The sequence below is a fragment of the Streptomyces roseirectus genome, assembly GCF_014489635.1.
Classification (GTDB): domain Bacteria; phylum Actinomycetota; class Actinomycetes; order Streptomycetales; family Streptomycetaceae; genus Streptomyces; species Streptomyces roseirectus.
Window position 1 is genome coordinate 9,181,861 of record NZ_CP060828.1, and the last position, 20,893, is coordinate 9,202,753.

General features: G+C 72.9%; 16 protein-coding genes. 12 read left to right on the top strand and 4 right to left on the bottom strand.

Going from position 1 to position 20,893, the window contains the following annotated elements; genetic code table 11:
* Window positions 1–58 precede the first annotated feature (58 nt).
* Together IAG44_RS39435 and IAG44_RS39440 are read right to left on the bottom strand one after the other, a co-directional pair.
* The gene (locus IAG44_RS39435; RefSeq protein ID WP_425508499.1) at window positions 59–1,939 is read right to left on the bottom strand and encodes an ABC transporter permease subunit; all 1,881 of its coding nucleotides are present in this window, start codon (window positions 1,937–1,939) and stop codon (window positions 59–61) included.
* A gap of 5 nt (window positions 1,940–1,944) precedes the next feature.
* Window positions 1,945–3,453 (bottom strand): ABC transporter substrate-binding protein, encoded by a 1,509-nt coding sequence (locus tag IAG44_RS39440; RefSeq protein WP_187751829.1) that lies wholly within the window; start codon window positions 3,451–3,453, stop codon window positions 1,945–1,947.
* Window positions 3,454–3,858: 405 nt separating this feature from the next.
* On the opposite strand from IAG44_RS39440, the gene IAG44_RS39445 reads away from it, so the two are divergent.
* Complete coding sequence (locus IAG44_RS39445) at window positions 3,859–4,998, top strand: ABC transporter substrate-binding protein (protein ID WP_187751830.1); 1,140 nt, start codon at window positions 3,859–3,861, stop codon at window positions 4,996–4,998.
* Window positions 4,999–5,341: 343 nt separating this feature from the next.
* Here the strand turns inward: IAG44_RS39445 and IAG44_RS39450 are convergent, their stop codons facing one another.
* Window positions 5,342–6,028 (bottom strand): GntR family transcriptional regulator, encoded by a 687-nt coding sequence (locus IAG44_RS39450; protein WP_187751831.1) that lies wholly within the window; start codon window positions 6,026–6,028, stop codon window positions 5,342–5,344.
* Between the two features lie 225 nt (window positions 6,029–6,253).
* On the opposite strand from IAG44_RS39450, the gene IAG44_RS39455 reads away from it, so the two are divergent.
* The 6 genes from IAG44_RS39455 (at window position 6,254) to IAG44_RS39480 (ending at window position 15,045) form a co-directional block, all read left to right on the top strand.
* On the top strand, window positions 6,254–7,669 hold the full coding sequence (locus IAG44_RS39455; protein ID WP_187751832.1) for an MmgE/PrpD family protein: 1,416 nt from the start codon (window positions 6,254–6,256) through the stop codon (window positions 7,667–7,669).
* Window positions 7,670–7,703: 34 nt separating this feature from the next.
* Window positions 7,704–8,834 (top strand): ABC transporter ATP-binding protein, encoded by a 1,131-nt coding sequence (locus IAG44_RS39460; protein WP_187751833.1) that lies wholly within the window; start codon window positions 7,704–7,706, stop codon window positions 8,832–8,834.
* On the top strand, window positions 8,831–10,603 hold the full coding sequence (locus IAG44_RS39465) for an ABC transporter permease (protein WP_223006827.1): 1,773 nt from the start codon (window positions 8,831–8,833) through the stop codon (window positions 10,601–10,603). The genes IAG44_RS39460 and IAG44_RS39465 overlap by 4 nt, the downstream gene beginning before the upstream one ends.
* Window positions 10,596–11,735 (top strand): ABC transporter substrate-binding protein, encoded by a 1,140-nt coding sequence (locus IAG44_RS39470; protein ID WP_223006828.1) that lies wholly within the window; start codon window positions 10,596–10,598, stop codon window positions 11,733–11,735. Before IAG44_RS39465 ends, IAG44_RS39470 begins: the two co-directional genes overlap by 8 nt.
* A gap of 71 nt (window positions 11,736–11,806) precedes the next feature.
* Window positions 11,807–12,949 carry an acyl-CoA dehydrogenase family protein gene (locus IAG44_RS39475; protein ID WP_187751834.1) on the top strand — a complete coding sequence of 381 codons (1,143 nt, stop codon included), beginning with the start codon at window positions 11,807–11,809 and terminating at the stop codon, window positions 12,947–12,949.
* A 14-nt stretch (window positions 12,950–12,963) separates the two neighbouring features.
* On the top strand, window positions 12,964–15,045 hold the full coding sequence (locus IAG44_RS39480; protein ID WP_187751835.1) for a 3-hydroxyacyl-CoA dehydrogenase NAD-binding domain-containing protein: 2,082 nt from the start codon (window positions 12,964–12,966) through the stop codon (window positions 15,043–15,045).
* Here the strand turns inward: IAG44_RS39480 and IAG44_RS39485 are convergent.
* Window positions 15,011–15,460, bottom strand: a complete 450-nt coding sequence (locus IAG44_RS39485; protein ID WP_223006829.1) for an acyl-CoA thioesterase — start codon at window positions 15,458–15,460, stop codon at window positions 15,011–15,013. The genes IAG44_RS39480 and IAG44_RS39485 overlap by 35 nt on opposite strands.
* A 137-nt stretch (window positions 15,461–15,597) precedes the next feature.
* Here IAG44_RS39485 and IAG44_RS44400 point away from each other — a divergent pair, with 137 nt between their 5' ends.
* Genes IAG44_RS44400 through IAG44_RS39510 form a run of 5 tightly spaced genes read left to right on the top strand, consistent with a single transcriptional unit; the run spans window position 15,598 to window position 20,786 of the window.
* Window positions 15,598–17,697 (top strand): acetate--CoA ligase family protein, encoded by a 2,100-nt coding sequence (locus IAG44_RS44400; protein ID WP_187751836.1) that lies wholly within the window; start codon window positions 15,598–15,600, stop codon window positions 17,695–17,697.
* Window position 17,698: 1 nt separating this feature from the next.
* Entirely contained in the window at window positions 17,699–18,556 is an 858-nt protein-coding gene (locus IAG44_RS39495; RefSeq protein WP_187751837.1) for an alpha/beta fold hydrolase, read from the top strand.
* Window positions 18,519–19,076: a carboxymuconolactone decarboxylase family protein gene (locus IAG44_RS39500; protein ID WP_223006830.1), complete on the top strand. Its 558-nt coding sequence runs from the start codon at window positions 18,519–18,521 to the stop codon at window positions 19,074–19,076. Before IAG44_RS39495 ends, IAG44_RS39500 begins: the two co-directional genes overlap by 38 nt.
* The gene (locus tag IAG44_RS39505) at window positions 19,073–19,873 is read left to right on the top strand and encodes an SDR family NAD(P)-dependent oxidoreductase (RefSeq protein ID WP_187751838.1); all 801 of its coding nucleotides are present in this window, start codon (window positions 19,073–19,075) and stop codon (window positions 19,871–19,873) included. The genes IAG44_RS39500 and IAG44_RS39505 overlap by 4 nt, the downstream gene beginning before the upstream one ends.
* 28 nt (window positions 19,874–19,901) lie before the next feature.
* Complete coding sequence (locus IAG44_RS39510; protein WP_187751839.1) at window positions 19,902–20,786, top strand: amidohydrolase family protein; 885 nt, start codon at window positions 19,902–19,904, stop codon at window positions 20,784–20,786.
* Window positions 20,787–20,893 lie beyond the last annotated feature (107 nt).

A 20,893-nucleotide genomic window follows, 5' to 3' on the forward strand; every position in this document is an offset into this window, starting at 1 on the left:
TTGTGCGGGGCCGCCTTGCGCGGATCCGGCCGGGGACGTATGCGGGGGAGAAGGGCCGTCATGGGGTTTCGGTGGGGGAGGGGGAAACGGCGGTGAGAGCGGTGTCGGCACGCGGCGGCTGTGTGCTCGGCGTCATCCACGGGCCGGGAGGTCCGGGCTGCGCGCTCGGCTGACGGTTCGGCTTCCGCCGGGGCAGCCGCACCCCGCCCGCCGCGGTCACGGCGAGCGCGCCGAGGAGGGCGAGGACGGCGGCCGGGGCGAGGACGGCCCACGGGGCGCGTTCGACGTACGGCTGGTTCTCGGCCAGCAGCAGGCCCCACTCGGGGGACGGCGGCTGGGAGCCGAGGCCGAGGAAGCCGAGCGCGGCCAGGCTCAGGGCGATGCCGGGCAGCCGGAGGAGCGCGTGGCGGACGACGGGTGGCAGGACGGCGGGGAACAGTTCGTGCCGGAGCAGGTACCAGCGGCCGGCACCGAGTGCGCGGGTCGCGGTCAGGTGGAGGGTGGCGCGTTCCTGCCGCAGGAGGGCGGAGGTGTGGGTGGCCAGCGGTGACCAGGCGACGACGGAGACCGCGAGGGCGGGGGTCCAGGGACCGCTGCCCGCGACGCCGGTGACGAGGAGGGCGGCCAGCACGGGCGGTACCGCGTTGACGGTGTCGACCAGGGGGCCGGACAGGCGGGGCAGCAAGCCCAGCAGGACGCCGGCCAGCAGGGCGGCGGCGCTCACCGCGAGGGCGGTGCCGAGGGTGTCGAGCGCGCCGTGCGCGACGCGGGCGAGGACGTCACGCCCGAGCGCGTCGGTGCCGAAGGGGTGTGCGGCGGAGGGGGCCTGGAGCTTGGCGGCCGTGTCCAGGGCGAGGGGGTCGCGGGGCAGACCGAGGCCGACGACGCCGGCGAGCACCAGCCCGTAGACGAGAGGGACGACGCGCGGGGCGGGCGGGGCGGGCCGGTGCAGGGAGTGCAGGGCGCCGTCGCGCAACGCGGGCCCGATCAGCCACCGCACGCCCAGCCGGGCCAGCACAGCCGCCGCTGCCGCGAGCGCGACGAGCGCCAGCGTGCCGGTCTGCAGGACGGGCAGGTCCTGGGCGAGCGCGGCACGCAGGGTGAGCCGGCCCAGCCCCGGGATGTCGAAGATCTGCTCGACGGCGACCGCGCCGCCGGTCAGGCCGACCACGAACAGCCCCAGGTTGGGCAGGAGTCCGGGCACGCAGCGGCGCAGTGCCTGCAGCGCGATGGAGCCCGGCGGTACTCCGCGTGCGGCGGTGGCCAGCGCCCACGGTTCGGCGAACGCGGCGGGCAGCAGGTCGTCCAGCATCCGCCCGAGGAGGGCACCGGCGGGCAGGCCGAGGGCGAGCGAGGGCAGGATCATCCACTGGGGGCCGTACCAGCCGAGGGCGGGCAGCCAGCCCAGTTGCACGCCGACGGCCGAGGCCAGCACGGAGGCGATGAGGAATTCGGGGAGCGCGGCCAGCACCGCCGACCCGGTACCACCGGGGCCGAGCCCGCCGAGCCGGCGGCGGGAGCCGAGCCACAGGGTGCGGGCGCACACCACCGCGACCGTGCCCAGGGCGACGACGATGGCCCCCGCCATCAGCAGCAGGGACGCGCCGAGGGCCTGTGCCACGGCGGGCAGCACCTCGGTGTCCGACACCCAGGACCGGCCCGCGTCCCCGCGCAGCAGACCGCCCAGCCAGCGGCCGAGCAGTGCCACGGGGCCGTCGCCCAGGCCGAGTTGGTCCCGGATGGCCCGCAGTGCCTCAGGGGTGGGGTCGCGCTCCGCCGAGCGGGCCTTGAGCACGGTCAGCGCGGGATCGGTGCGCGACAGCCACGGCAGCAGGCCGATCGCGCACACCAGCCCGCCCGTCAGCAGGGCCCGCCACAGCAGCGTGAGGCCGCCGCCCCGCGCGAGCGTGCGCAGGGCGGCGGGGAGGGATCCGGTCACAGGGTTCAGCGCCGGGTCCCGGTGCCGACGAGCTGCCGCTCGTAGGGGTCGAGTACGGCACCCTCGACGGACGTCCCGATCCCCAGGACGGCCTTCAGGTGTGCCAGGGGGATCACCGCGCCGGTGCCGAGGATCGCGGCTTCCGCCTTCATCGCCGCGTCCTGACGCTTGCCCGGGTCGGAGTCGGCCTGGGCGTCGGCGACCAGCTTGTCGACCGTCTTGTCGCACAGGAACGACAGGTTGTAGGAGCCGCCGCAGGTGTAGTCGCTGGCCAGGACGGTGACCGGGTCGCCGGTGTCGAGCATCATGTTGCGGGTGGAGACGACGGCGTCGAACTTCTTGGCCAGCAGGTCGCTTTCGAGGCGCGAGTAGGTGCGCACCTCCAGCTTCACCGTGAACCCCGCCTTCTGGAGCTGCTGTTGGAGCACCTGGGCGGTCTCGGGCAGTTCGGGCCGGTCGTTGTAGGTGGCGATGGTGATGCTCCGGCCCTTGGGGTCGGTGGCCCTCGCCCGGCCGGTCGGCTCGGTCCGCTTGCCGGCCGCCCAGGTCAGCGCGGGGCCGTAGAGGCCCTGGGCGGGCTCGGCGAACCCGTCGTACACGCCCTTGGCGACGGCTGAGGTGTCGATCGCCTCGCGTGCGGCGGCCCGCAGCCCCGCGTCCTTGAAGGCGCCCGCCTGGGTGTTGAGGAACAGGCTGGTGTTCCGCGCGGTGTTGATCTCGTGGACGGTGTCCTTGCTCAGGGAGGCGACCTGCGCGACGGGCACCGCCTCGGCGATGTCCACGTCCCCGGTGCGCAGGGCGTTCGCGCGGGCGGTGCCGTCGGAGACGAACTTCACGTCGATGCCGGACGCCTGGGCGCGCCCGCCCCAGTAGCCGTCGTAGCGGTCCAGGGTGGCGGCCGTGTCGCCGGTGATCCTGGTGAGCTCGAAGGGGCCGGTGGCGGTGCCGACCGGGTTGACCTTGCCGTCCGTGCCGTACGCCTTCGCGGAGAACACCGACAGGCTGGGGTTGGACAGCCGCAGCGGCAGCACCGGGTCGGCGGTGGCGGTGGTGACCTTGACCCGGTCTTCGCCGACGGCCTCGGCGGTGAGCTTCACACCGGAGATCGCGGGCGGCGCCGGGTCGGCCGCGGCGGCGTGGGTGAGCGCGGCGGCGACGGCCTTCGCGGTGACCTCGCCGCCGTCCTGGAACGTGGCGTCCCGCAGCGTGAACACCCAGCTCTTGCCGCCCTGTTCGCTGCTCCACGACTCGGCGAGCGCGGGGACCGCGGTGCCGTTGGCGTCCAGCCGGGTCAGCCCCTCGCTCACCCCCAGCCGGGACAGGACGAAGGCGTCCTGGACGCCGTACGGCGAGTAGTTCTCCGTCGGCTGGAAGGCGAGCGCCACACGCAGACGCGCGCCCGCACCCGAGCCGGAGGAGTCCGAGGACGAGCCGTCGTCGTTGGCGGCGAAGCAGCCGGAGAGCAGGGGAGCGAGCAGCAGGCCGGCTATCAGCTGACGGCGGGGAGATCTCATGGTCCTCGTTCTGTCTGTCCAGGGCCGGACGTGCCCGTACGGGTGGTGCGGCCGGCAACGACCGGCATCATATGAAAATCATTTCCATCGAGGCAAGAGGGTCCCGCGTCGCGCGATTCCGCTGCCGCCGCCGGGCGGGCGTGGGCGCGTGCGCAGGTGCATGGAGTGGCGGTCGCCGTCCGCTCGCGCGAAGTCCTGGGATGTTTCCTGGATCCTGCGCCCTGCGTCACGCCGCGATGACTGACGTCGCTACGTCGGTCCGGTCGCGGTGTGTCTTGGGGAGAGCGCCCTCCGCGCGCACGGATTGACAGCACATTGATCGCTTTACTGATCCGTCAGAGTCTGCCGTGTCAGATAACGTCGTCGCCGGAGATCACCCTGTCCCCACGCAGAAAGCGAAATCCCGTGACCAGCTTGCCCAGTCGACGACGTCTTCTCACCACCGGAGCGGGGGCCGCGCTCGGCCTCGGCGCACTCGGCGCCGCCACGTCCCCCGCCTCGGCCGCCCCCGCCAGGTCCGCGGCCGGCAGTGGCTCCGAGGAGACCAGGACCCTCGACGAGCTGTACCAGGACGCCCTCGCCGAGGGCGGCAAGCTCGTGGTCTACGCGGGCGGCGACCTCGCCGACTCCGGCAGCGGTGCGGGCGCGCGCACGGCCTTCCGCGCACGGTTCCCGGAGATGGACCTCCAGCTGATCGTGGACTACAGCAAGTACCACGACGTCCGGATCGACAACCAGTTCGCGACCGGCACCCTCGTCCCCGACGTCGTCCAGCTGCAGACGCTGCAGGACTTCACCCGCTGGAAGCGCGAGGGCCGGCTGCTGCACTACAAGCCCGCCGGCTTCGGCAGGCTCCACAAGAAGTTCCGGGACGCCGACGGCGCCTGGATCTCCGCGGCGGTCATCGCCTTCAGCTACGTCTACGACATCGCGGCGGCCGGCGCGGACGCGCCCCGGTCTCCGCTGGACCTGATCGACCCGCGCTGGAAGGGCAAGGTCGCCTCCTCCTACCCGCACGACGACGACGCGGTCCTCTACCTCTACGCCCTCTACGCGCAGAAGTACGGCTGGGACTGGATGGCGGCCCTCGCCGCCCAGCAGCCGCAGTTCGCCCGTGGATCGTTCTCACCCGGCACCGCGATCAACAACAGGACGGCGGTCGTCGGTCTCGGTACCGGAGCCGGCGCGACGGCCACCAGCGGGATCCGTATGGGCATGCCCGACGGGCACCCGTTCGTGGCCTGGGGCCAACGGCTGGCGATCTTCAAGCAGGCCGCCAGCCCGACCGCGGCGAAGCTCTTCCTGAACTGGCAGATCTCCACCGAGCGCCAGACTTCCAACAACTGGTCGGTGCGTACGGACATCGCCGCACCCACCGGCCTGCGGCCCGTCTGGGAGTACCCCGACGCCAACGTGGACGGTTTCCCCCGCTTCATGGAAGACCGCGCCGAGGTCGAGCGGCTGAAGCAGACGTTCGCCCTGTACTTCGGCGAGGTCAAGGGTGACCCGACACCCGGTTGGCTCGGTCTGCACCCGGGAGCCTGACCGCCGGGCCATGCCTGGTGCCGCACCGGAAGGCTCAGCAGCCTCAGGGTGCGGCATCTCCGTCACCCCCGCGGAGACGACAGCCGAGGGCGGACCTGGAGATCGTGCGCCGGAGCGGTCGCGCGATCGGCATCGACGAGTCGGGCCGGTGAGGTCGAAAACGGCGAGCCCGCCGGTCCCCGACGCCCGCCGCGTGATGATCGAGCCCGTACGAGCGGTCGCCGAAGAACTCGAACATCACGCGCCTCTCGCAACCGTGCCGTCGGAGTGCCCCGGCTGCTCTGCCAGGGGCGGGACGCCGGGGGCGGGCGCCGCCGGCGGGCGCTTCGGCGGTGCCGGACTCCTACCGCTTGTCGCTGCCCGCCGCCCGCAGGTCCGGTTCGTGTTCGCGGATCGCCGCGGCCCGCTGGATGTGCGCCGCCGTCAGCGAACCCGCCTTCTCCGCGTCTCCCTGGAGGACGGCCTTGAGGATGAGGTCGTGGTCGTTCCGGAGGGCGGCGGAGTGCTCGGCGGTCCAGATCGTGGCCGCCGGGGTGAAACGCACCCAGAGGGCTTCGATGTACTCGGCGACGAGCGGGGAGGACTGCCGGTACAGGGCGAAGTGGAATTCCCGGTTGAGGACGGAGAGTTCGGCGGCCGTCGCCCGGCCGCCCTGCTGCGCCTCGGTGAGCTGGGCGTGCCGTTCCTTCAGCAGTTCCAGTCCGGCCGGGGTCATGCGCTCGACGGCCATGACGGCCGCGGCCTGTTCGGCTGCCGCGCGCAGGCGGTAGAGGTCCCGGGCCGCGTCGGGGGAGAGCTGGCGGACGGAGGCGCCCTTGTGCGGGGAATAGCTGATCACGCCGTCGGCCTCGAGCATGCGCAGGGCTTCGCGTACAGGGGTCGGGCTGACGCCGTAACGCTTGGCCAGCACGGTCTGCTTGATGAGTTCACCGGGGCGGATCACGCCGTTCGCGACGTCGTCACGGATCCGGTCCGCGACGTAGGCGGTCCTGCTCACGGGCGGGGCGAAACCGCTGCCCTCCTGGCTCATCGGGCTCCTCGGGGTCGGGGCCGATCGCTACGGCGCTCTGGAGTGTGGAACTCAATAATGTACAGCGTGCAGAGAAGAAGGTGTCTGCACATCCTCTAGACAACACTCTATAGACTATGTAATCTCCGTCGCCGTGGGAGCGCGGAAGTGGCCCAGGTCACGTCATCGGCACCAGCCGCGCCCCTACCTCTCAGCGTCGAGGGCTTCGGAAGTCTGGAGACTGGCATGGCCACACAGGAACGACTCACCCGGGACGTCGCGGAATGGGCCGCCGGGCAGCGGCACGCCACGCTGCCCGCGGAACTCGACCGGCACGTACGGCGGATGATCCTCGATCACCTCGCCGGAGTCGTCGCCAGCTCGGTCGGCCCGGTCTCGGCCGCGGTCGCCGAGCACGCGGGGCGCATGTATCCCGGAGAGGCGGCCACGGCGATCGGCCACGGCCGGATGTCCGCCCTGGGAGCGGCGCTGGTCAACGGGACCAACGGGCACGGCATCGAGGCCGACGAGGGATACACCCCGGGCAGCATGCACCCCACGTCGGTCGTCCTGCCGGCCGTCTTCGCCGTGGCGCAGGAGCGCGGCATCGGCGTGGAGCGCGTCACGGTCGCGGCGGCCGTGGGGATGGAACTGGCCTGCCGGATCGCGGCGGCCGGACACCCGGCCACCCGCGACAACCACTTCCACAACACCCCCCTCGCGGGCGTGCTGGGCGCCGCCGCGGCCGTGAGCGTCCTGCTGGAACTGGACGCGGAGACCACCGCCCACGCGCTCGGCGTCGCGGCCTCGCACGCCGGCGGCCTCTTCGAGTTCCTCAGCGGCTCCGCCGAGGTCAAGCGGCTCCATCCCGGCAAGGCCGCCCGGGACGGCATAGCCGCCGCCGACCTCGCGCGGGCCGGACTCACCGGACCGGTCACCGCGCTGGAGGGCAAGGACGGCTACTTCGCCGCGTACGCCGGCACGGAGGGCCGCGACTGGCACGCCGCGACGGTCCGGGAGGGGCTCGGCGAGCGGTGGGTGCTCCTCGGCACCTACGTCAAGCCGTACCCCTGCTGCCGCCACCTCCACGGCGCGATCGACGCGGTGCTCGCGCTCGGCACGGCGCACACCATCGACCCCGAGCAGGTCGAGGAGATCCGCGTCGGAACGTTCGACATAGCCACCCGGCACGCAGGGAAGACCCTGGACACCGTGCTCCAGGCACAGCTCAGCCTCCCCTACACGGTGGCGACGGCACTGGTGCGCAAGGCCGTCACCCTCACCGACTTCGGCGAGGAGGCACGGGCCGACGCCCGGGTGCGGGCACTGGCCGACAAGGTCGTCGTCGAACGGGACGAGGCCGCCGACGCCGCCTACCCGAAGACCGGCCGGCCGGCGGACGTGACCGTTGTGCTGCGGGACGGGACACGGCTCAACCACCGGGTCCAGCACCCCTACGGCGAGCCCGCCAACCCCCTCTCCGACGCCGCGCTGGAGGACAAGGTCCGCGGTCTCGCCGTCCCCGTCATCGGTGCGGAACGGACCGACGCGCTCATCGCCGCCGCCTGGAGCCTGCGGTCCCTGGACTTCCTCGACGAACTCGACCAGGCCGTCCGCCCCGTCCGTGCCGCGCACGAGCGCGGGAACCCCGTCTGCGTCTGACCGGACCGACCGCGAGGAAGGGAGGAGTCCCACCATGAAGGTTGACGTACGCGGCCTCGAACTCGCCTACGGCGACTTCGTCGCCATCAGGAATCTCGACCTCACCATCGAGGACGGGGAGTCGGTGGTCCTGCTGGGGCAGTCCGGCTGCGGAAAGTCCAGCACCATGCGGTGCATCGCGGGCCTGGAGACGCCCACCCGGGGGACGATCTCGATCGGCGACACCACCGTCTTCGACGCGCGACACGGTCGAGCGGTGCCCGCCTACCGGCGCAATGTCGGCATGGTCTTCCAGTCCTACGCGGTGTGGCCGCACAAGACGGTGCTGGAGAACGTGGAGTTCCCGCTGCGGATGCAGGGCGTCGCCAAGGGCGACCGGCGCCGCAGGAGCCTGGAGGTGCTGGACACCGTCGGCCTGGCCCACCTCGCCGACCGGGGCGCGAGCATGCTCAGCGGCGGTCAGATGCAGCGCGTCGCACTGGCCCGTTCGATGGCGATGTCGCCCAGCGTGCTGCTGCTGGACGAACCCTTGTCGAACCTGGACGCCCGGCTCCGCGAGGACCTGCGCGTCGAACTCCGCCGTATCCAGGTCGAACAGGGCCTGACCAGCATGTACGTGACACACGATCAGCAGGAGGCGCTCGCCCTCGCCGACCGGATCGCCGTCATGCAGGACGGCCGTATCACCCAGCTGGGCACCCCGGAGGAGATCTACAAGCGCCCCGCCAGCGCGTCCATCGCGGCCTTCCTCGGCGTGACGAACGTCTTCGAGGCCAAGCGGGGGACATCGGAGCGGCTTGCCGAACTCGTCGGACACGGTCTGTCGTTGCACACCGCGCACGACATACCGAGCCGGTCGGCCAGCGTGTGCATCCGCCCCGAGGACGTCCGGGTCGACCTCGTCGACACCGCCGGGCCCGCGCCGGCCGCCGACGGCAGCGAGAACTCCTTCGCGGGCACCGTCGACGTCGCCGTCTTCCAGGGGTCGTCCATCCGGTGCAAGGTCACCACCGACGGCGGGCTCGGTCTGGAGGCCGTCTGCGCGCCCCCGGTGACCGGCCGGCTCGACCACGGCGCCCGGGTCACCGTCAGCGTCGCCCCCGGGAACGTGATGGTGCTGCCCGAGACCGTGCCCGAGCCCGCCGTGACGGCGGTGGCCGCATGAGCACGACCCTCGTGAAGCCGGAGGCGTCCACCGCCGAGCCGCGGCGCGGGACGCGGCGTCCCTTCCGCCGTGGCCCGGGGCGGTGGACCAGGCTGGTCGGGCTGCCGCTGCTGGCGGCCGTCGGCTTCCTCGTCCTGGTCCCGGCCGGGTTCATCGTGCTCGCCGCGTTCAGCGAGAAGGTTCCCCGGCCCGGCTCCATCGGCCTCGACCTCACTGTGGACAACTTTCGGGTGCTCGCCGATGCCGGTGTCCTCGAAGCGGCCGGCAACTCGGTCCTCATCGCGGTCTGCGCGACCGTGTCCGCCCTGGTCATCGGCGGCTTCCTGGCGTTCGTGACGGCCCGGACCGACATCCGGTGCAAGAGCTTCGTCTTCCTCATCGGGCTCATGCCGATGTTCCTGCCGTCCTATGTCGGCGCCCTGGCCTGGGCGATCCTCGGCAGCCCCGGCGCCGGGCTGATCAACACCGGCTTCCGTGACCTCGGCATGACCGGGCCCGTCGACATCTACTCCGTGCCGGGCGTCGTCATGGTCATGGCCCTGTACTACGCCCCGTACGCGTTCTTGATGATGCACAGCGCGATGTCGATGATGAACCCCGACCTGGAGGACGCGGCCGGCACGCACGGCGGCTCGACCTGGCGGACCGTCCGCTCGGTCACGCTGCCCCTCGCCCTGCCCGCCATCCTCGGCTCCGGTCTGCTGATCTTCGTCCTGATCTTCGAGAACTTCGCCGTCTCCCAGGTCCTGGCCTCGCCCGGCGGCATCAACACCCTGCCCACGTTCGTCTACACGCTGATGAACGCCACCCCCTCGCGCGGCAACGAGGCGGCGGCCGTGGCCGTCGTGCTGGTCGCCGCCGTCGTGGCCGTCACCCTCGCGCAGCGCCGCGTCCTCGCCAAGCGGTCCTTCACGACCGTCTCGGGCAAGGGCGTCAAGCCGCGTACCCTGCGGCTGGGCCGGCTGCGGACCCCGGCGCTGCTGGCGGCCCTGCTCTACTTCGTCCTGTCCATCGTCGCCCCGCTGCTCGGGCTGCTCCTCTCGGCCGTCCGCACCTCGCCGTACATGAGTTCCTTCGGCAGCCTCACCGAGCCGGGAGCGTTGAACATCACCTCGTTCGTCACGGCGGTGACGTCCGACGCCTTCGTCAAGGCCGCGGGCAACAGCGTTCTCGTCTCGCTGCTCGCCGCCCTCGGCGGAACGGTCCTGGCCTTCCTCGCCGGCTACGTCGTGTACCGCACCAAGGCCGTCGCACGCGGAGCCCTGGAGACCGTCTCCATGATCCCGCTCGCCATCCCGGCGGTCGTGCTCGGCATCGGCCTGCTGTGGACGTGGCTGGTCATGCCGGTGCCGGTGTACGGGACGCTGTGGGTGCTGATCATCGGCTTCGTGGCCGTGCAGATGCCCCAGGGGTTCCGCGGGATCGCGTCCGCCATCCAGTCCACCGACCGCGACCTGGAGGACAGCGCCGTGCTGCTCGGCGCCCCTCGCCTGCGGGCGATCTCCTTCGTCACGCTGCCACTGCTGCGCGTCGCCGTCTCCTCGACCTTCCTGCTGCTGCTCATGCTCAGCATGCGCGAGCTGACCGTCCCGCTCTTCCTCTACACCACCGACACCGAGACCCTGTCCATCGCCATCTACGACCAGTTCGAGAACGGCGGAGCGCTGCGCGAGGCATCGGCGACCGCGCTCGTCTACTGCCTGATCATGTTCGTCCTCAGCTACCTGCCGCGCCGCCTCGGCGCGAAGAAGGGGGCCCACGGTGCCTGAGCCCGTACGCCACCTGAACCGACGCGGGCTCCTCGCCGTGCTCGGGGCCGGCCTGCTCGGCACGGTCACCGCCTGCGGCGACCTCGAGGACACGAAGGCGCGGACGGCCGCGGAACTGCTCGCGAAGCCGGCCATCGACACGTCCGACGGACTGCGCGTCGACGGGGAGCTGATCGCCGACCAGAAGCTGTACCAGGCCGCGCGGAAGGACACCGCCGTCCTCTACTCCGGCACCGGGCAGGAGGCGGAGGAACTCACCGTGGCCCGGTTCGAGGCGGACACCGGCATCAGGGTCCGGCTCACCCGGCTCCCCACCAACAAACTCGCCGAGCGCGCGCTGTCGGAACAGGGCGCGGGCCGGCTCAAGGCCGGCGTCATCCGCATCACCGACCCCCTCGTGGCCCGCGAGTTCGCCGAGGCGGGGGTGTACGTCCCCTACCGCACGCCCTTCCACGACCGCCTGCCCCGAGGGACCGCGCTCACCAGCGACCGCTACTGGGCGGGCTACTACATCGTCAACGCGATGGGCTACAACTCCGCCGTCATCACCGACGACCCGCCCACCGGCTGGCAGGACCTCACCGACCCCCGCCACAAGGGGAAGCTCGGCGTCGTCGCCATCACGACCGGCGGCAGCGTCAAGGCCCTCGCGCGCTTCCAGATCGAGGAGTTCGGCGCCGGCTACCTGCGGGCCCAGGCGCGCAACCGGGCACGCGTCTTCGACTCCACCTCGACCGAGGTCGACGCCCTCGCCCGCGGCGAGATCGCGATCGCCTCCCTGAGCTTCAACAACGCCTTCGCCGCCCAGGCCGCGGGCGCTCCCATCAAGCTCGTCGTCCCCGAGGAAGGCGTCGCCGGCGCCCCCACACCGCTCGGCGTCACCGAGCAGGGACTGAAGAGCCCCGCCGCGCGGGTCTTCGCGAACTGGTCGGTGTCGCGGGAAGGACAGCGTTTCGCCGCCTCGCAGGGCTTCATCGCCGCGCGGACCGACATCGGCCGGACCAGGGCGGGCGCGTACCAGCTTCCCACGGCCGATTCGCCCCGCGCGCACCTGCTCACCGAGGACCAGATGGAACGCCACAGCAAAGCCGACGAGCGGGTCTGGCGCAAGGCGTTCGACCACCTCGGCTGAGCGGCCCCGCCCCGCACACACGACTCCAGCCGACGCACCCCACCCAGCCGAGCCAAGAGGACAGCACTCCCATGCCCGACACCACCGAACGCCAGGACCTCATCGCCTCGGTCCGCTCCTTCGCCTCCCGCCACCTCGCCGAGGGCGCACTCGCCCGCGCCCACGACCCGAACTACCCCTGGGACATCGCCCGCCTCCTCGCCGGCCAGGGACTGCTGGGCCTGACGATCTCCGCCGAGGACGGCGGACAGGGCGCCGGACTCGGCGACGCCGTCGCCGTCATCCAGGAGATCGCCCAGCACTGCCCGAAGAGCGCGGACGTCTTCCAGGCCGGCAACTTCGGCGCCATCCGCACCTTCGCCGAATTCGGCACCGACCCGCAGAAGAAGAAGTACCTCCCGGACCTGCTCGCCGGCCGGGCCCTGCTCTCCCTCGCCATGAGCGAGCCCGAAGCGGGCTCGGCCGCCACCGAGCTGACGACCACGGCCACCGAGGACGGCGGCGACGTCGTCCTGAACGGCACCAAGATCTGGGGCACCCACAGCGTCGACGCCACCCTCTTCCTCGTCTACGTCCGCTTCGGCCCCGGCACCCGGGGCATCGGCTCCGTCCTCGTCGAGCGCGGCACCCCCGGCTTCACCCTCGGCACGCCCTCGGCGTTCATGAGCGGCGAGACCTGGGCGCCGCTGTACTTCGAGGACTGCCGGGTGCCCAGGGAGAACATCCTGCTCGGCCCCGGCGGCTTCAAGAAGCAGATGAGCGGCTTCAACGTCGAGCGGATCGGCAACGCCTCCCGCGCCCTCGCCCTGGGCCGCCTCGCCTTCGACATCGCCAGGAAGCACCTCGGTACGCGCACCCAGTTCGGCCGCACACTCAGCGAATTCCAGGGTCTGCAGTGGAAGTTCGCCGAGGTGGCGGTGGCCCTGGACGCCGCCGACGCCCTCCTGGAACGCGCCGTGCGGGGCGCCGCCGCCGGGCTGCCGTCCGCCTACGAGACCTCCGTCGCCAAGTACGCCGCCAACGACGCGGGCTTCCGCGCGGCGAACGAGGCCATGCAGGCCATGGGCGCGCTCGGCTACAGCACCGACACACTCGTCGAGTACTGCGTGCGCCGCACCCGTGGCTGGATGATCGCCGGCGGTTCGACGGAGATGCTGAAGAACCGCATCGCCGAGGAGATCTTCGGCCGCCGCTTCAGCCAGCGCGCCGCGTGAGGGAGGGGCACACCATGACGCAGCAGCAGTGGGGGCCCGTCGCCCGCACCGACGAGCAGGACGTGGCCGTCCTCGTCATCGACCACCCGCCGGTCAACGCGAGCACCGCCGCGCTGCGGGCCGGGCTGCTCGCCGGCGTCGCGGCGGCGGCCCGCGACGAGCGCGTGACGGCCGTCGTCCTCATCGGCGCGGGCCGGCACTTCGTCTCGGGCTCGGACCTGCGCGAGTTCGAAGCCGGCACCCTGCCCGAACCGCAGCTCCCCGACGTCATCGCGGCGATCGAACGGTGTCCCAAACCGGTCGTCGCCGCGCTGGCGGGTGCCACCCTGGGCGGCGGTTTCGAACTGGCTCTGGGCTGCGACGGCCGGATCGCGCGGGCCGGGGGAGTCGTCGGCTTCCCCGAGGTGACGCTCGGGATGATCCCCGGCGCGGGCGGAACCCAGCGCACCCTGCGCCTGGTGACACCCTCCCGCGCCCTCGAACTGGCCACCTCCGGCGAGCGCCTTCCGGTGGAGCGGGCCCGGGACGAGGGTCTTGTCGACGAGGTGGTGGTCTCCTCGCTGCGCACGGAGGCGATCCGCTTCGCCCGCGCGCTGGAGGGCAAGCGGGTGCTGCGGGACCTTCCGGTGCGTACGCAGGAGCCGGGCGCGGTGGAGGACAGCGCGCGCCGGGCCATCGCCGCGGGGCGCGCCCGCCCCGCCGTCGTCGCGGCCGTGGGCGCGGTGCTCACCGGGACGGCCGTACCGGCGGCCCGTGCCCTCGCCCACGAGCGGGCCGAGTTCAACCGGCTGCGCACCGGGCGCGAGGCGGCGGCGCTGCGGCACCTCTTCTTCGCCAGGACCGCGGTGCGCAAGGCGAACAGGGCGGAGGCGCCCTGCGAACTCACCCACGTCGGTGTGGTCGGTGCCGGGACCATGGGGGCCGGGATCGCCCGAGCCTGCGCCGAGGCCGGGATCCGGGTCACCGTCGTGGACCAGGACCCCGCGGCGGCCCGCCGTGCCGTCGAATCCCTCGGCGGCACGTATCTGCGCATGGTCTCCGCCGGACGGCTGGGCGCGGGGGAGGCGGGCCGGCGCCTGGAACTGCTGTCGGCGGGGACGGATCTGTCCGACTTCAAGGACGTCGACCTCGCGATCGAGGCGGTCTTCGAGGACACCGCGGCCAAGGTGGGGGTCCTCAGGGAACTGGAGAGCGTCACCCAGCGGGGCACCACCTTGGCCACCAACACCTCCTACCTCGATGTCGACGAGCTGGCGGCGGCGCTGGACGACCCCTCCCGCCTCGTCGGCACGCACTTCTTCAACCCCGCGCACCGGGCGGCGGTACTGGAGATCGTGCGCGGTGCCCGCACGTCGGACGCGGCGATGGACATGGCGTTCACGGTCGCCCACGCGATGCGGAAGCTGCCCGTCGTCGCCGGCGTGTGCGACGGGTTCATCGGCAACCGGGTCTACAGCGCCTACCGCCGGCAGTGCGAGCTGATGGTCGAGGAGGGCGCCGCACCCGAGGAGATCGACTCCGCCCTGGAGGAGTTCGGCTTCGCCATGGGGCCGTTCGCCGTCGCCGACATGGCGGGCCTGGACATCGCCTGGCGGATGAGGCAGCGCCGCGCGCCCGGCAGGGACCCGCGCGAGCGCTACCCCGATGTCGCGGACCGGCTGTGCGAACGCGGCCGCTTGGGCCAGAAGACCGGCGACGGCTGGTACCACTATGAACCCGGGTCACGCACACCGGTCCCCGACCGTCAGGTGGCCCGGCTGATCGACGAGTCCCGCCGGCGCAAGGGGATCACGCCACGGGCCTTCACGGCGGACGAGATCGTGCGCCGGGCCCTGATGGCGATGGCGAACGAGAGTGCCCTCCTGCTCGACGAGGGCATCGCCGACCGGGCGGGCGACATCGACCTGATGCTGACCCTGGCGTACGGGTTTCCCGAGCACGTCGGCGGAGTCGCCTTCTGGGCGCGGGGCCAGGATCCGTCCGTGCTCGAAGCCGAGCAGCGGCGTCTGGGAGAGGTGACCGGGCAGGGCTTCAGGAGCGGGCGACTGGAACTGCTCACCGCTACGGCGTGGCCCGTGGCGGGTTCCCCGGGATGATCCCCTGCTGGACCACCGTCGCGGCCGGCACGCCGTCGGCCCGGTGGACGAGCCCGCGTGCCAGTGCCGTCCCGGCGGTGCTGTAGGGGCTGTCCTGCACGTACAGCAGCCGCTCGCCGGCGTGCACGTCGCTGTGGAACCACATGGTGTGGTCCACGCTCGGCACCGCGCGGTGGCCGTGTCCGTCCAGTTCGCCGCGGGTGTGGTGGACGACCGGGAGCGGCGAGCGGTCCGAGGCGAACGACAGGATCGCCCGCTGCGTGTTCTGGTCGCCCCGCGGTGTGGGCGCGGCGCGGAACCAGAAACAGCTCGGCGCGGGGTCCGCCAGGCGCGTCCCGTCGTTGGTGACGCGGTCGGCGTCGACGGTGCGGGCCGTGGCCAGCAGGGGCTGCGCGAGGAGGTGGCCGCCGAACACGCGCTGGTCGAAGCCGCGCGCCGGGGGAGGGTTCCTTCCGGCGTATCGAGCGGGGCCTGATAGACAACACTCTATAGACTATGTAACTATCCGAACCTGAACCCAACTGGCCGAGTGGACATGAGGAGTTGACCGGTATGGACGTACTGAGCCAGGCCCTGCTGAACCCGCGTAGCGTCGCCGTGGTGGGGGCGTCGGACAACCCGGCCAAGGCGACGGGCCGCCCGCAGCGCTTCCTGGCCCAGGCCGGCTACGAGGGCCGCGCCTATTTCGTCAACCCGCGCCGGGAGACCGTCCAGGGGGAGAAGGCATGGCCGAGCCTGACGGCGCTGCCCGAGGCGCCCGAGCACGTCTACATCATGACCGGCGCGGAAGCGGCCATCGAGGCCGTACGGGAGTGCGCCCGCACCGGCGTACGCGTCGCCACCATCCTCTCGGCCGGGTTCGGCGAGGACGGCGAGGCCGGGCGCGAGCGCGAGGACAGGCTGCGCGCGGCGGCAGCCGAAGGACAGGTGCGGCTCGTCGGGCCGAGCAGCCTCGGCGTCGTCAACCCACGGACGGGAGTGATGCTCACCGGCAACGCCGCCTTCGGCGAGCCCGACATCCCGCGAGGCGGCGTCTTCGTCGCCTCCCAGTCGGGCAGCGTCATCGGATCCCTGGTCAGCCGGGCCCGTGGACGCGGCATCGGCTTCGCCGGGCTCGTCTCCACCGGCGGTGAGGCCGACCTCTCCCTGGGCACCATCTGCCGGGCCGTCCTCGACGACCCGGGCGTCACCTCCTACGCCCTCTTCCTCGAATCCCTGCGGCACGCGGACGACCTCGCCGACTTCGCGGCCGCCGCCGACCGCGCGGGCAAACCCGTCGCCGTCTACAAGCTCGGACGCTCGCAGGAGGCCGCCGCGCTGACCGTCTCGCACACCGGCGCGCTCGCCGGCGAGGACAGCGAGTCCGAGGCGTTCTTCACCGCCTGCGGCTTCAGCCGCGTCACGCACTTCGAGTCCCTTCTCGAAGCCCCCGCACTGCTGCGCCGCCTCCCCGTCCCTGCCTGCCGCCGTGAAGCCCGCGTCGGCGTGATCACCACCACGGGCGGCGGCGGCGCGATCGTCGTCGACCAGCTCGCCGTGCGCGGCCTCACCGTCACCGCGCCCAGCGAACGGCTGCGCGCCGCCATGGCGGCGGCCGGCGTACCGGTCCCGCACAGCCTGATCGCCGACATCGGCCTCGAAGGAGCCCGCCACGACAGCGTCACCAGCGCGCTGCGCCTGATGCAGGACAGCGGCGAGTTCGACCTGATCGTCTTCGTCATCGGCTCCTCCGCCCGCCTCAACCCCGAACTCGCCGTCCACGCCATCGCGGAACGCGGCGGCCACCCGGTCCCCGTGGCCGCGTTCGCGCTCCCGGAGGCCGCCCAGGCCGCCGAACTGCTGCACGCCGCGGGCGTCCCGGCCTTCCGCACCCCCGAGTCCTGCGCCGACGTCGTCGCCGCGGCCTTCGCCCGGCAGCCCGCCACCATCGGCGACCGCGCACGCCCCGCCGTCGTCGTCGCCCCGGACACGGCGAGCGTCCTGGACGAACTCGCCTCCGCGGAACTGCTGCGCGGGCAGGGCGTCACGGCGGCGCCCGCCGTCGGCCTGGACCTCGCCGCCCTGCTGGACTCCAGCGGCCCCCTCGACCTGCCCTTCGACTACCCCGTCGTGGTGAAGGCCCTCTCCGGCGAGCTCCCGCACAAGAGCGACGCCGGCGGAGTCGTCCTGAACGTCCAGGACGCGGACGGGATCAGGGACGCCGCCCGTACCATCGCCGCCGCCGTCGCCGCCCACGATCCCGACATCGTCATCGACCGCGTCCTCGTGCAGCAGATGGTCGGCTCCGGAGTCGCCGAAGCGCTCGTCGGCTACCGGGTCAGCCAGGACGTCGGCCCCGTCGTCGTGCTCTCCACCGGCGGCGTGCTCGCCGAGCTCTTCGCCGACTCCGCCGTCCGCCTCGCCCCCGTCACCCGGGAGACCGCCCTGGAGATGATCCGCGAGGTCAAGGGGCTCGCCCCGCTCAGCGGACACCGGGGCGCCCCGGCCGGCGACATCGACGCCCTCGCCGACACCGTCGTCGGCATCTCCCGGCTGGCCGTCGACCACCCCGGCGTCCTGGAGGCCGAGGCCAACCCCGTCTCGGTCGGCCTCGAAGGCAAGGGCGTGACCGCGCTCGACGCGCTCGTGCGCCGGACGCCGGCCCGGCTCTGAGATGGTGCGGCGGAAGGTCGTCACCGAAGGCGACGTACAGATCGAGACGTTCAGCCAGGGGGAGGGGCCGGCCGTCGTCATCCTCCCCTCCCTCGGCCGGGGCGCGCGGGACTACGACGAGGTCGCGGCCCGGCTGGCCGCCGCGGGCTTTTGCGTCCTGCGCCCCCAACCGCGCGGCATCGGCCGCAGCACGGGGCCGATGCGGGGCCTGGACCTGCACGACTTCGCCGCCGACGTCGCGGCCGTCCTCGACGCGGAACGGACCGGCCCCGCCGTGATCGTCGGCCACGCCTGGGGCAGCCAGCCCGCCCGAACCCTGGCAGCCGACCGCCCCGACCTGGTCAGCGGCCTCGTCATGGCCGCCGCCTCGGCCGGAAAGCCGCCACCCGGCTCGACGGAGCGGCCCTACCGCAGAATGCGCGAGGCGATCGACGGCGCCGGTGACCTCGCGCTCCCCGAGGAGCGGCGTCTGCGCTACCTGGAACAGGCGTTCTTCGCCCCCGGCAACGACCCCCGGCCCTGGCTGACGGGCTGGTACCCCGAGACACACCGCGCCCAGGGACACGCGCGCGACACGACACCCGTGGACGACTACTTCAGCGGCGGCGGCACGGTCCCGCTCCTCGACCTGCAGGCGGAGCACGACGCGGTCGTCGTCCCGGGCGTGTTCCGTCCGCTGCTCGGCGAGCGGGTCACCGTCCGTGTCATCCGCGGCGCCGGACACGCCCTCGCCCCCGAACAGCCCGCCGCTCTGAGCGAGGCCGTCGCCACGTTCGCCCGCGCGGTCGACAGCCGCGGACCGAGAAAGGAGCACCGTGCGCGTGACAAGACCCGATCCTCGGAGCCGCGACGGCGATGACGACCGCGAGGTCGCCGAGCGGATCCGTGCACGGCGGGGCGGGCACCTCACCCCGCTGGACGAGACGCTGCTGCACAGCCCGCCCGTCGCCGACGGCTGGAACACGCTGCTCGGCGCGATCCGCACCCAGACCCTCCTGGACGCGGACATCCGCGAACTCGCCATCCTGCGCGTCGCCGCCCTCAACGGGGCGGCCTACGAGTGGGACGCGCACCAGCCGGTGGCGCTCCGCGCCGGGCTGAGCCGGCATCAGACCGACGCGCTGCGCGGGGCCGCCGAGGACGCGGCCCCGCTGCTCACCCCCGCCCAGCGCTGCGCCCTCGCCTACACCGACGCCATGACCCGCGCCGTCGACGTACCGGACGAGGTCTTCGACCGCCTGCGCAGCCACTTCGACGACCGGCGGATCGTCGAACTCACCGCCGTGATCGCCACCTACAACCTGGTCTCCCGCTTCCTGGTCGCGCTGCACGTCGGCAGCCCCGGAGGCCCGGCCGACGAGAACGGAGCACAGGCATGAACGGACGGCTGGCCGGCAAGGCCGCGATCGTCACCGGTGCGGGCAGCGCCGGGCCGGGCTGGGGCAACGGCCGCGCGACAGCGGCTGTTTTCGCTCGGGAGGGCGCCAGCGTCCTGCTCGTGGACCGGGACGCCGAAGCGCTGGAGCCGACCGCCAAGCTGATCGAGGAGGCAGGCGGCACCGTGGTGACGCACCTGTGCGACGTCACCGACTCCGACGCCGTGGCCGGCATGGTCGAGGCCGCCCGCACCGCCTTCGGCCGGGTCGACATCCTCGTCAACAACGTCGGCGGCTCCCGCCACGGCGGCCCCGTCGAACTGGACGAACCCACCTGGCGGCAGCAGCTCGACACCAACCTCGCCAGCGTCTACCTGGGCTGCAAGCACGTCATCCCGGTCATGCGGGAGCAGGGTGGCGGCGCCATCGTGAACATCGCCTCCACCTCCGGCCTGCGGTGGACCGGCTCCGCCCAGGTCGGATACGCCGCCGCGAAGGCCGGCGTCATCCAGCTCTCCCGCGTGGTCGCCGTGCAGCACGCGCCCGACGGCATCCGCGTCAACACCGTCGTCCCCGGACAACTGCACACGCCGATGGTCGAGGCGCGGCTGGCCGGGCAGCGCTCCGGCGGCGACGTCGACACCCTGCTCGTCCGGCGTCAGGCCCGCATCCCGCTCGGTTTCATGGGCGACGGCCGCGACACCGCCCACGCCGTGCTCTTCCTCGCCTCGCCGGAAGCACGCTTCGTCACCGGAACCGAACTCGTCGTGGACGGCGGTATGACGGCCCGCTGCGACTGACCACCGAGCGATCCGCCGGGAGGCACCCGTGTCCACCGCTGCGACCCCCTCGAACCCGGGCCCGCACCCGGCCCCGCACGCGCCCGCACTCACACTGCCCGACAACGCCTGTGACGCGCACTGCCACGTCTTCGGCCCCACCAGCCGATACCCCTACGCCCCCGACCGGACCTTCACCCCGCCCGAGGCTCCCCTCGCCGACCTGCGGAAGCTGCACGCCCTCCTGGGCATCCGCCGCGCCGTGATCGTCCAGTCGGCCGCGCACGGCGCCGACCACGCGTCGCTGGTGGCGGCACTGGAGGAAGGCGAGGGCCGCTACCGGGGCGTCGCGCTGATCCGACCGGACACCCCCGCCCGGGAGGTCGCCCGGCTGCACGCGGCCGGCGTACGCGGCACGCGCCTCCACTTCCTCCCGCACCTGGGGCCGGCCCCGACACCCCAGGCGATCGCGGCGATCACCGACCTCGTCCGCCCCTACGGCTGGCACCTCGCGCTGCACGTCACCGGCGCCGGCCTCGCCGAGCACGAGGACTTCATCCGCTCGATCCCCCTGCCGCTGGTCATCGACCACATGGGCCGCGTCGACCTGCGCCAGGGCCTCGGCTCTCCCGCCGTGACGGCCCTGCGCCGCCTCCTGGACACCGGCAGGACCTGGGTCAAACTCAGCGGAGCCGACCGCCTCGCCACCGCCCCGCCCGCCATGACCGACTCCGCCGCACTCGCCCGGCTCCTCACCCGCACCGCCCCGGAACGTGTCGTCTGGGGCACCGACTTCCCCCACCCCAACACCCACGGCTTCGTCCCCGACGACGGCGACCTCACCGACCTCCTCGCCGACATCGCACCCAGCGAGACGGCGCGGCACCGCCTGTTGGTGGACAACCCGACGGAGTGCTTCGACTTTCCCGGGTAGGGCGGGAGGGACAGCGAGGCGGACGGTGCGGCCGCAGGGCACGGACAACTCCCGGACAGTGCGCAACGGCTGATGCCTCTACACCCCACCGGGTACCCGCAGGGGCC

What these genes read in the sequence shown, in the direction of transcription:
- IAG44_RS39455 (WP_187751832.1), top strand. Translation starts at nt 6,254, where the DNA reads ATGGCCACACAGGAACGACTCACCCGGGACGTCGCGGAATGGGCCGCC.
- IAG44_RS39465 (WP_223006827.1), top strand. Translation starts at nt 8,831, where the DNA reads ATGAGCACGACCCTCGTGAAGCCGGAGGCGTCCACCGCCGAGCCGCGG.
- IAG44_RS39480 (WP_187751835.1), top strand. Translation starts at nt 12,964, where the DNA reads ATGACGCAGCAGCAGTGGGGGCCCGTCGCCCGCACCGACGAGCAGGAC.
- IAG44_RS39475 (WP_187751834.1), top strand. Translation starts at nt 11,807, where the DNA reads ATGCCCGACACCACCGAACGCCAGGACCTCATCGCCTCGGTCCGCTCC.
- IAG44_RS39440 (WP_187751829.1), bottom strand. Translation starts at nt 3,453, where the DNA reads ATGAGATCTCCCCGCCGTCAGCTGATAGCCGGCCTGCTGCTCGCTCCC.
- IAG44_RS39450 (WP_187751831.1), bottom strand. Translation starts at nt 6,028, where the DNA reads ATGAGCCAGGAGGGCAGCGGTTTCGCCCCGCCCGTGAGCAGGACCGCC.
- IAG44_RS39495 (WP_187751837.1), top strand. Translation starts at nt 17,699, where the DNA reads ATGGTGCGGCGGAAGGTCGTCACCGAAGGCGACGTACAGATCGAGACG.
- IAG44_RS39460 (WP_187751833.1), top strand. Translation starts at nt 7,704, where the DNA reads ATGAAGGTTGACGTACGCGGCCTCGAACTCGCCTACGGCGACTTCGTC.
- IAG44_RS39505 (WP_187751838.1), top strand. Translation starts at nt 19,073, where the DNA reads ATGAACGGACGGCTGGCCGGCAAGGCCGCGATCGTCACCGGTGCGGGC.
- IAG44_RS44400 (WP_187751836.1), top strand. Translation starts at nt 15,598, where the DNA reads ATGGACGTACTGAGCCAGGCCCTGCTGAACCCGCGTAGCGTCGCCGTG.